This window comes from Candidatus Micrarchaeia archaeon, assembly GCA_041650355.1.
GTDB lineage: Archaea > Micrarchaeota > Micrarchaeia > Anstonellales > Bilamarchaeaceae > JAHJBR01.
In genome coordinates this window covers 1-10059 of the sequence record JBAZLI010000030.1, presented here as the reverse complement: position 1 = coordinate 10059, position 10059 = coordinate 1, and the positions used below count along the sequence as shown (strand labels likewise).

The window sequence follows — 10059 nt, the reverse complement described above, 5'->3', positions numbered from 1 at the left end:
GATGCCGTTCATAGCTTCAGTTGCGGCGATAACCTCGGACAAGTTCGCGTCCGAACTCGGGGTGCTGGAAAAGAAGAAGCCCATCTACCTGCTTACCATGAAGGAGGTTACCCCCGGGACAAGCGGAGCAGTGAGCCCGCTCGGGACCCTGATGAGCTTCGCGGGCGCCCTGTTCATAGGCGCAGCGGCAATCCTTATTTTCGGCATCACTCCAACGACCGCCATACTCGTGGGCGTCGCGGGCTTCCTCGGAAGCTTCGCAGATACCCTGGCCGGTGTTTTTGAGGAAAAAGGGATTGGGAACAAATTCACCTCCAATTTCATCTGCTCGCTCACCGGGGCTATTCTCGGTTTGTACCTGGGGCGCTGAGCGAAATCCTAATTTTCTAGCATAAACACAGATTCATACTAAAACAAACAATTAAAAATATAATTGCCTATAAATTATTACAAATTATTACTGGGTGTTTGTGATGGAATCTTCCAATAATTCTACGGGCAGACGTGCACCATATTCGCGAGACGCCCCCAGTTCGCTCATGCAGGCAGTGTCTGCTTGTGATGCCACCGCCGTACGAAGACTGCTTTCGTCAGACAGGTCAATCGTCAATTTTAAGGGCTATGAGGGCACCACTGCGCTCATGTACGCAGCCATGAACCGTGATTCAGAACCGGGAGCCCTTGATATCCTAAGAATGCTGCTCGAAAGAGGGGCCAACCAGAACACGAAAGACAGCGGAGACAACACTGCCCTCCACTTTGCTGCAGGTGAAGAGAATATCGCTTCGGTCAGATTGCTGTTGGATAAGGGGGCGAATCCATACCTGCGCAACACGGCAGGGTTGAGCGCTTCAGATGTCGCCAAGGAGGTGGGCGCCAGAGCAATCGCGGAGCTGCTTGAGAAGAACATGAGGCCGAGCGCATCGGAGCTTGTGCGCGCGGTCAGGGCCGGCAACATACCCGAAGCGCGCTTCCAGCTCGAGCGAGGGGTCAGCCCTAACACGGCGGACGCTTCGGGCACTCCGCTTCTGTTCGTCGCGGTGAATAAGATGGACGTATATACGTTCAGGTTGCTCGTGAGCATGGGAGCAGATACGACTGCAAAATGCGGTGGGCAGGATATCCTCAATTATGCCCAGTTTAAGCACCCGCATAATTGGAGTTTTTGCGATACAATCAGCGGGATAATTGAAAGCGCAGAGGTTCCGTCCAGTAGGGACGCGAGGTCCGCAGCCAGGGAAATTGAGCGTGCGCACGCTTCCTCAGAAAATTCCAATATTCTTTCTCCTGGGCCCAATCTAGCCAGACGAAGAGAAGAACTCGAGGAGGCCGGGCGGCAGCAACGTAGACTCAGAAAATTTGATCCCAAAAAGACGAATGTGTGGGTTCGAGGAACGAAAACGAAGTTGTTACTGCAGTAAAAGAGCTGAAAACGCGAAAACATTTAAACCGGTCGCTGCATTATACACATCAGCTCCGGCAATAAACCAACGTCAGACCGAAGTTTGACTAATTTTAAAGTGCCGGACAGGAAAGAAAGCAAGGTACAGGTGAAATGAATGGATGAATACGGAGAAAGAAGGGGCGGCTTCAGAGGGGGCCGTGGGAGATTCGGCGGCGGAGGCCAGAGCAACCTGCCGAAGCCGGTTGCGGTCGGAGACGTGGTTGAAGTGACCATTGAAGCCACCGGCGCAAAAGGAGACGGAATCGCAAAGAAGGACGGCTTCGTGATATTCGTTAAGGGCGCGAGCCAGGGCCAGACCGTGAAAGTCAAAATAACTTCCATGGGCAGGTCTTCTGCGAGCGCGGAAGTGGTCAGCGGAGAGCCCGCAGCCCAGCCCGAACCGGCGGCAGAGGCGGAACCAGCCGCAGAGCCTGCTGACGAAGGGGACGGCGAGGACATCCAGCAGTGATTTTTTTCTTTTTCTTATCTTATTTTAAGAAATTTTTACCAAATCAATTTTATCCCCGCGCGCAGGCGCTGCCGCGTCGAATCCCATTCCGTTCAGTTCCTCTGCGAACTTCTCGGCCCGCGCCTCGTCCCCGTGCACGCACACGACTTTCCCAGGGTTAAGCTTCTTCACGAGCGCGAAAAGCTCGCTCCTTCCTGCGTGCGCCGAGAAATCGTAGTACTCAACCGGCAGTTCCACTTCCAGCACGCTCCGGTCCACCCTCAGCTGGCCCTTGTTCTGGAGCAGCCACCCGTTGGTGCCCTCCACGCAATATCCGGTGAATATGATTTTTGAGTCCCGGTTCAGGAACTTCGTGTAGTTGAGCGCAGGGCCTCCCTCCATCATCCCGGCAGTGGACACGATCACGTTCCCCCCTGCGGTCGCGTTCCTGCGGTCCTCCACGCCGTCCACGAATGTGATGCTTTCCACGTCCCGCACGAACCGGTCGTAATCATGCAGGTATTTCCTGTACTTGGCGTAAACCTGGGTCACGGCCTTGGCCATGCCGTCCAGGTAGATGGGCACGTCCTTGTGGTAAGCCCTTATTATCCTGATGAGCTCCTGGCTCCGCCCGAGCGCGAACGCAGGGCAGAGCACTGTGCCCCCCTGGTTGATGGTCTCGTAAATTTCATCAGCGAATTTCTTCTCCAGCCCCTTCCTTTCCGGGTGCTCCCTATCAGCGTAAGTGCTCTCTATTATGAGCGCGTCCACCTCCTCTTTCGGGGGCACGGCCCCGGAATGGAGCCGCGTGGCCTCGGTTTTGAAATCCCCTGTGTAAAGCACCTTCTTCCCCTTGTGGCTCGCGAGCACCATAGCCGCTCCGGCTATGTGCCCTGCGTCCGTGAACTCGAAATTGGTTTCGCCCACCCCCACGCGGTGGTTGTACATGAGCGGCTGCCAGTACTTCATCGCTTTTTTGTAATGGGAATTGCCCCATGGAAGCTCGTCGCCCTGTATCTTCATGCTGTCCTTCCACAGTATGTCGCATATGTCGTAAGTGGGCGGGGTCCCGTACCACTGGATTTTGGAGTGCGTGTATATTTTGGGCACGAAACCGGAATGGTCCAGGTGCGCGTGGCTTATGAAAGCCGCGTCCAGCTTCACGTTCTCCACGCTGTCCGGGTAGCTCGGCTTCCCGGCTTCGTCGAAAATCTTCATCCCGTAATCCAGGAGTACGCGCCTGTCGGTCTGGAGCACGAACGCGCTCCTACCCACTTCCCTGCTCGCACCTAAACAATGCAGTTTTATTACCATAACATCAACCTAGAGAGGCACACCTAAATACGCAAGCATCACGACCACGGCAACTCCCGGGAGCCCGCCTATCGCGGCTATGAGGAACGTCCATACGTCTATGTTCACGTGCGTTATCCCGAACGCTCCGAGCAGCCAGAACACCGCGAGCCCGATTATCCCGTTGAGCGCGAGCACCCACACAGCCTTCAGCATGCGGTATATCAGGTACGCCGAGACCACAGCAACCAGGAGCCCTATGATTATCCCTATTCCCAAGCGCTCACCATTATGAAATACCAGCAATGTATTTTATATGAATTCCCTTTCCGCAGCAGTTTTATTCCTAACTTCTCCAATTGACTCATGGCCAAAAGCGACCCGCTCAGGGAAAAGACCATGCGCTATTCCATAATCGACGGGAGCTTATGGGCCGTGATGTATTATATAGGAACCCGATTCCTCAATCCCTTTGCCGTTGCCCTGCGAGCGCCCATAGAAGTCATAAGCGCCCTCAATGCATCAGGCTCGCTGATGGACGGGGTGGGGCAGAAGCTCATAGTGCATTTCAACCCCTTCGGATGGCAGCGCAAGAAAGTGGTGGTGGTTTCGGTTTTCCTTCAGTCCCTATGCTTCCTGCTCCTCTCCGCGGTCGCGTGCCTCGCATGGCAGGGGCTGGACCGCGCCATAGTCGGAATCCTGCTTGTGGTTCTTGCGGCATTGGCCCTTTTCTTCGGGGGGATCGCCAACCCACCCTGGCTCGCGCTCATGGGCGACGTAGTTCCGGCAGAGAAAAGAGCCAGCTGGTTCGGCTTCAGGAACCGGATATACAATTTCGTTGCCCTGCTCGCGGTCCTCTGCGCAGGCCTGGTCCTGGACTACGCAGGGCAGGAGATCCTGCTCGGCTTCGCGCTCCTGTTCCTCTTCTCGTTCGCCGCAAGGCTCGCAGGCGCGTATTTCCTGAGCAGGCATTGGGATCCGCATCCGAACAGCGGCTTCACGCTGACTGGTTCGGTCCCTGGCTTCAGGGCATTCTGCGTCATCCAGTTTCTCCTCTACTTCACGCTCACCATGGCCTCGCCGTTCATTGATGTGTATTATCTGGGCGTGCTTGGAATCGGCTACCTCAATTTCTCGCTGCTCCTGCTTGCAACGCTGGTAATATACGCGCTTTCCTTCTACCACTGGGGCCGGCTAATAGAGCATTACGGCCCAAAGGCGGTGCTGGTTTCCAGCACGGCGCTCCTTCCCCTTTCCATACTCTGCGTCTATTTCGTCACCAACGCCGCGGAAGCCCAGCTCGCGAACATAATTGGCACGCTTGCCTGGGGCGGGGTTTTGCTGTCCACCAGCATGTTCGTGCTTGACAACGTAAATCCGCGCATGCGTTCCAGGGCCGCCGGAGATTATGCCATTTACGCGTCTCTGGGGGCTTTCTTCGGCACCCTTTTCGGCGGAGCGCTGCTCGCGGCCTTCGGGGCCGATGCCGCGGCATTCAGGCTGCTGTTCATAATCGCGGCGCTCGCCCGGATTCTCGTACCTGCCGCAGCCTACTTCATCCTCAAGGAGAACGCGCAGCCGAGGAAAAAATCCCACCCCCTCGTGCTCGCCACCAAGATAGTGACGGTGTATCCGCTGATGGGGCTTGCGTACGATTTGCAGAATGTGGCCGCATTCGTGCGCGAAAGGAGCCCGAAGCAGGCGCGGAAAAAGCTTTAATTCTCTCCCTGAGATGAAAGAGCGATGGGAATAGCCGAGAAAATCCGCGAACTCGAGGACGAGATAAGGCGCACTCAGAAGAACAAGGCCACCGAATTCCACATCGGCCTGCTCAAGGCCAAGATAGCGAAGCTCAGGCGCTCCCTCATCTCCCCTGCCAAGAGCGGCTCGGGAGCCCCTTCATTCGATGTGAGGAAGAACGGCGACGCGACCGCAGCGATAATCGGCTTCCCCAGCGTGGGCAAATCCACCTTCCTCAACAAGGTCACGAAAGCAGAGAGCAAAATCGCGGCCTATGCGTTCACCACGCTCACCTGCATACCAGGCATGCTATACCACAAGGGCGCGAAAATCCAGATTCTTGATTTGCCCGGGATAATAGAAGGCGCAAAAGACGGGAGGGGAAGGGGGCGTGAGGTGATAGCCGTGGCGCGGAGCGCGGACCTCATCCTCATAATGCTCGATGCCCAGCACCCTGAGCATTACGAAGTGCTGGTGAAGGAGCTTTACGGGATGGGGATAAGGCTGAACCAGCGCGCCCCGGACGTGGTGATAAAAAAAACCACCCGCGGCGGAGTCACGATAAACACCACGCTGAAGCTCACGAAGCTGGACATGAGGACAATACACAGCATACTCAACGAATACGGCCTGCACAGCGGGGACGTGGTGATAAGGCAGGATATAGACGTGGACCAGTTCATAGATGTTTTGGAGGGCAACCGCGTCTATCTCCCGGCAGTGATAATAATGAACAAGATAGACCTAGCCAACGAAAAAGAAATCAGGAAGAAATTCCTGCTTCCCTTCGCGGCCGTTTCCTCGGAGCGCAGCCTGGGCCTTGCGAACGCAGTGGATGCGATATACAGGGCGCTCTCGTTCATGCGCATTTATACCAAGCCCAGGGGCGGGGAAGCGGACATGGAAGAGCCGCTCATAGTGCGCAACGGCACAAAGATTTCGGACGTGTGCTCGCGGCTGCACCGCAACCTGCTCAAGGAGTTCAGGTACGCGCTCGTGTGGGGGAAAAGCGTGAAGCACCCGGGCCAGCGCGTCGGGCTGGACCACGTGCTCCAGGACGGGGACATACTATCTATAATAAAGAAATACTAAGAAATGGCAGATAGGCAAATGATTGCGGAAAGAAGCGCAAATCCATCCTTTTTGCGGGTGTGGAAATGTACGATAAAAAAGACCTGGACAAAATAATCGCATGGTGCGAGAAAATCAAGCAGGAGCGCAAATCAATATACATAATCGAGCGCAACCCTTTCGGAAGCGACATAGACTGGATGCGGAACGTGATAAGCATAGAGATAGACAGGCCGCTCTCCGTGGCGTCCAAAACAAGCCTGGTCTATGATTCCACCTCAAAAAAACTGTACAAGTTCGTCAACGGCACATGGAATCCGCTCAACGCCCTGTCGCAATGATGAGACCGTTCACGAAACGATTAAAAACTCCTGCCGAGTAAGCGGAATGTGTTTGTATGGGCAAGGGAGAAACCTCTTTGAAAGTGCGCAAGCAAGCGGAGCAGGAGCCGCCGCCCCATTTCATCCGCCCTGTGCCCCGCGCATCAGGCCCGAAGGCAAAAGCCGCTCCGGCCCAGGAGGAGAGGAAGCTCGAAGCCGGGAGAGAAGCCGCTATTCAGATTGCCAACGAGCTGAACAGGCTGGCACACCTGAAAACCAGGTATTCGTGATGCAATGGCCCTCTTCGACGATTTCGAATCCGAAGCAAAAAAGAAGCTCGGCGCGATATGGAAGGCGATGTCTCAGGAGGACCGGGAGCATTTCATAAACCAGGTCGCGCTCGCGCTCAGCGTGGTGGGCAGCGACGAGAAAGGGAAGAAGCTGATGGCCGGGCTCCTGGGCAACATGCTCGAAGACGGCTCCAGGAACCTCGCGGACGTGGGGCTTTACCTCGAATTCGTGGACGAAGCCGAGCTAAAGGGGAAGGAGGACAAATTCAGGAAGGCCCAGAGCATGCTCGAAAACTACAGGTTCAAGCACGACCTTCCGAGCGAGCCCAGCAAGGAATTCTTCTCGAACTGAAAAAAATAGCAGGGCGAACTAAAAGAAGCCGCCTGAAGCGTTTCCTGGCCCAGCATCCTCATATCGTGAAATACAGCATCGCGATATCGTCAACCATGCTCTTGTTCTCGGCCTCCTTCATGAAATTCTTCACCTGCATGTCCATCCGCTCCATCGCGTTGAGCGGGTTTCTCGCCTTCGCGAAGACCTCGCTCAGTTTCCCGTCGTCAAGCGAAACAACATTGCCCATGGTTATCGTGCTTTTCCAGACCCCGCTGTTCGCAACGAAAATGTAAGCGTACGGGGAAACATCCAGCGCCCCTATGTACGGCGGCTTGAGCTTGAATTCATTGTGTATGACCCTGAAGCTCTTCTTGCCCTTCATGCGCTGGGTGAATCCTCCTAGGTAGAAATACGGATACTTGAGCTCGGAGTGGAACTGCTCCCTGTTCCCAAGCCCTGAGGCAACTTCGTCCCCCACGAGCTTCTCCACGGCCCCGTTGGCTTTCACCCCGTATATCCTGCTGTTCCCTACGTTTGCGTAATACAGCTTCTTGCCGAACACCATTCCGCACGTGGCGCTCGCGCCGCAGAATCCCCTCACGTTCTCGCTTATCTTCGCATCCGCATTCCTCATGAAACCCTCGAGGATTCCGAGCAGGGCATCCTCGCTCCCGAGGTGCTGGACGCTTTCCTTGAATATGGCCAGCGACATGGAGGAGGGAAGGTACTCCAGCCCGCGCTCGTCGAACCCGTCGAAAAGCCCGAACACTGCGCCGCGCTTCCCGTTGAGGTAAACCTCCCTGAAATACGCCGAGCCGCTGGCCTTGGTGGCCCTGCGCTTGCGCACTCCCTTGTCCACGAGCGCTACCGCCGACGCGAAGTCCAGATACGCGCTGGTTTTGTCGAAAATTTTGTCCCCGCTCAGGTAGATTTCCTCGCTTTTTGTGAATCCGCCGAATTGGAATTTCGAAAGTATGTCCAATAACTGCTGGGATTTTTTCACGTATTCTTTCCTGAGCCGCGTGCTCTCCTTGTCCTCCCACCTGCGCCCCTTCTTCATTATCGGAATCAGCTTCACTTCGATTTGTTTTCCGAAGCCCGGGTCGAGCTCCGAAAGCATCATCAGCTTCTCCAAATCCTTCTGGCTTATGTATTCGCGCTCCTCGAAGCCCCGCCCTATGGCGCGCGCCACTATGCCCTTGTACTGCACATCCTGGAGAAGCTCGCTGGCGGTCCTTCCAAAATCCGGCTTCAGCAGCTCCCCGCTCTCCTTCTTCAGGGCGCTGAGGTCCTTTTTCTTCCTCTCGAACAGCTGCTCTTCCAGCAATTCATCTTTAAGTGGGGGTGAGGCAAACTTCGCCATGTGCCGTTTTCCAGAAAAAACTTTATAAACTCTCCTTAGGCCGCTCCTCGAGCTGCGTCTGCCCTCCGGTCTGCACGGCGCGGAAATACTGCCTGAACTTGTCGGTCAGGAACAGGCGCTTGCTCCTCCCAGCCTTCACCTGCCTGATGAACCCATTCTGCACGAGCTCGTGGACGTCCTGATAAACCTGGGAGCCGATGCGGTGCGCCACGTCGCTTTTGAGAACCCCGTCGTGCCTTGCCACGTAGGCCAGGGTGCGCATCGCGCTCCTTCCGACCTCGGCCTGCTGTGCGAAGCCCTTCACGCGCTCAGCATAATCTTCCTTCACCCGCATGAGCCATTTGCCCTCCATTTCCGCTATCTCGACCGCGCTCCCCCTGGCTTCATACTCGCCCTTGAGCTCCGCGAGCATGGTGCGCACGAATCCAGGCGCTGCAATCCCGGTGAGCTTTCCCAGCTCCTCGATTGCCATGCTGCGCGCTGATATGAACAGCGCGGCTTCAATGACTCTTTTTTTGTCGTCTTCCATTTCGCAACCCCAGGTGTCTGATTAGGTAGGACGTATAATTAACCTTTTCTCCGCGCTCGCGCCGCCCGGCCCCGCGCACGATTCCGGCCATCCTTTTCGCGTTTTTCCCAGCCGTGGAGCCAGCGGTCTCAATCTGGATTATATTGGATTCAGGGCAGTTAGCTTCTGCTTTCTGGAGGCAGTAATCGAGCATCTCGGAAAGCAGGTTCTCCTCAACCTTGCGCACGGAATATTCCCGTTTCCTCAGCCTGGTTTCAAGGATGTCCGGCCTGCACCTGAGCACAAATACATAATCCGCCGGAAGTCTCACTTCGCAGGCCAGGTGGCCCTCTATTATCAGGCCCGCGTGCTTCCTGCATTCGCCCCTAAGCGCCTTCCCGAGCTTTTGCACGTCCACCAGTTCGCTGTCCATCCGCTTATCGAACCGCCCGCCGAGCATTCCCGCGTTCGATTCCACGAAATCCGTTATGTGCAGCACACCCATCTTCAGTATTTTCCCGAGCTCCTTTGAAGAGGTAGTCTTGCCCGTGCACGGGCTTCCGGTGACCAGGATGAGCATGCCTACAACCTTTTTGAAAGCGACGCCAGGTATCTCTTTCCGCGCGCCAGCGAGTCCGTTCCCTTTTTCGTAAGGTGGTAGTACTTCCTCCTTTCCTCGAATGCAGAAGCTATGAGCCCCTCGGCCTCGAGCTTGTAGAGCACCACGTAAATCATCACCCTGTTTGGCCTGAAGCGGTATTTTTTTTCTATGCTTTCCGGAAGCGCGTACGCGTACACCTTTCCCTTCCTCATCAGCGAAAGCACGTAGAGCCACAGGTTGCCTGTGGTGAGAGAGTCCACGAGGCGCCTGAACGGCCTGCTGCGCTTTGCATCATCGTCGTTCATGTGCATATCTTACCCGTCAGCAATATAAATATTCTCTTCATATAGAGAGCATGCGCCTTGGGCTCATCCTATTGCTTCTGCTACCGCTGAATTTCGCGGCAGGGGAATACGCCCTGGTCCCCATCGCGGCGATGCTCACCGTCTTTTTAGTTGCTCTCGCATACATGGCGTCCCAGCCTTTGCACAACCCCCAGCTCGAGGCGTGGGCCAAGAACGAGTGGAAGGAGCTCCTGATAGCAGCGCTCACGGTTGGCCTGATTTACGCAGCCGTGAGCACATACGGAAACACCATCCTGGGAGTCACTACAGGATACCCGGACAGCATCACGCTCATGGACGGCG

15 protein-coding genes are annotated in these 10059 nt (G+C 55.7%); 9 read left to right on the top strand and 6 right to left on the bottom strand.

Features of this window, described 5'->3' with window-relative positions:
- The 3 genes from WC488_03025 to WC488_03015 all read left to right on the top strand — a co-directional run.
- Positions 1-370: DUF92 domain-containing protein (locus WC488_03025; GenBank protein MFA5077374.1), on the top strand; the 370-nt coding region annotated here is incomplete at its 5' end.
- A 169-nt stretch (positions 371-539) separates the two neighbouring features.
- The gene (locus tag WC488_03020; GenBank protein MFA5077373.1) at positions 540-1421 is read left to right on the top strand and encodes an ankyrin repeat domain-containing protein; all 882 of its coding nucleotides are present in this window, start codon (positions 540-542) and stop codon (positions 1419-1421) included.
- Between the two features lie 138 nt (positions 1422-1559).
- Positions 1560-1913, top strand: a complete 354-nt coding sequence (locus tag WC488_03015; protein ID MFA5077372.1) for a TRAM domain-containing protein — start codon at positions 1560-1562, stop codon at positions 1911-1913.
- 24 nt (positions 1914-1937) lie between these two features.
- Here WC488_03015 and WC488_03010 read toward each other — a convergent pair whose 3' ends face one another.
- A complete protein-coding gene (locus WC488_03010) occupies positions 1938-3206 on the bottom strand; it encodes an MBL fold metallo-hydrolase (protein ID MFA5077371.1) in 1269 nt (422 codons plus the stop codon).
- A gap of 9 nt (positions 3207-3215) precedes the next feature.
- Positions 3216-3464: a pro-sigmaK processing inhibitor BofA family protein gene (locus WC488_03005; GenBank protein ID MFA5077370.1), complete on the bottom strand. Its 249-nt coding sequence runs from the start codon at positions 3462-3464 to the stop codon at positions 3216-3218.
- A gap of 87 nt (positions 3465-3551) precedes the next feature.
- Here WC488_03005 and WC488_03000 point away from each other — a divergent pair, with 87 nt between their 5' ends.
- From WC488_03000 to WC488_02980, 5 genes are all read left to right on the top strand, one after another.
- Positions 3552-4904 (top strand): MFS transporter, encoded by a 1353-nt coding sequence (locus WC488_03000; protein MFA5077369.1) that lies wholly within the window; start codon positions 3552-3554, stop codon positions 4902-4904.
- Positions 4905-4928: 24 nt separating this feature from the next.
- Positions 4929-6017 (top strand): GTP-binding protein, encoded by a 1089-nt coding sequence (locus tag WC488_02995; GenBank protein MFA5077368.1) that lies wholly within the window; start codon positions 4929-4931, stop codon positions 6015-6017.
- A 65-nt stretch (positions 6018-6082) separates the two neighbouring features.
- The gene (locus WC488_02990; protein MFA5077367.1) at positions 6083-6337 is read left to right on the top strand and encodes a hypothetical protein; all 255 of its coding nucleotides are present in this window, start codon (positions 6083-6085) and stop codon (positions 6335-6337) included.
- 56 nt (positions 6338-6393) lie between these two features.
- Positions 6394-6606 carry a hypothetical protein gene (locus WC488_02985; GenBank protein ID MFA5077366.1) on the top strand — a complete coding sequence of 71 codons (213 nt, stop codon included), beginning with the start codon at positions 6394-6396 and terminating at the stop codon, positions 6604-6606.
- Between the two features lie 4 nt (positions 6607-6610).
- A complete protein-coding gene (locus WC488_02980; protein ID MFA5077365.1) occupies positions 6611-6958 on the top strand; it encodes a hypothetical protein in 348 nt (115 codons plus the stop codon).
- A gap of 58 nt (positions 6959-7016) precedes the next feature.
- On the opposite strand, the gene WC488_02975 is transcribed toward WC488_02980, so the two are convergent.
- Genes WC488_02975 through WC488_02960 form a run of 4 tightly spaced genes read right to left on the bottom strand, consistent with a single transcriptional unit; the run spans position 7017 to position 9717 of the window.
- A complete protein-coding gene (locus tag WC488_02975; GenBank protein MFA5077364.1) occupies positions 7017-8303 on the bottom strand; it encodes a PP2C family serine/threonine-protein phosphatase in 1287 nt (428 codons plus the stop codon).
- A gap of 22 nt (positions 8304-8325) precedes the next feature.
- Entirely contained in the window at positions 8326-8832 is a 507-nt protein-coding gene (locus tag WC488_02970; GenBank protein MFA5077363.1) for an SMC-Scp complex subunit ScpB, read from the bottom strand.
- A complete protein-coding gene (locus WC488_02965; GenBank protein ID MFA5077362.1) occupies positions 8804-9391 on the bottom strand; it encodes an AAA family ATPase in 588 nt (195 codons plus the stop codon). Before WC488_02965 ends, WC488_02970 begins: the two co-directional genes overlap by 29 nt.
- Positions 9392-9393: 2 nt before the next feature.
- Entirely contained in the window at positions 9394-9717 is a 324-nt protein-coding gene (locus WC488_02960) for a PadR family transcriptional regulator (GenBank protein ID MFA5077361.1), read from the bottom strand.
- Positions 9718-9767: 50 nt separating this feature from the next.
- Between WC488_02960 and WC488_02955 the strand changes: the two genes are divergently transcribed.
- On the top strand, positions 9768-10059 hold a 292-nt coding region (locus WC488_02955), incomplete at its 3' end, for a hypothetical protein (GenBank protein MFA5077360.1).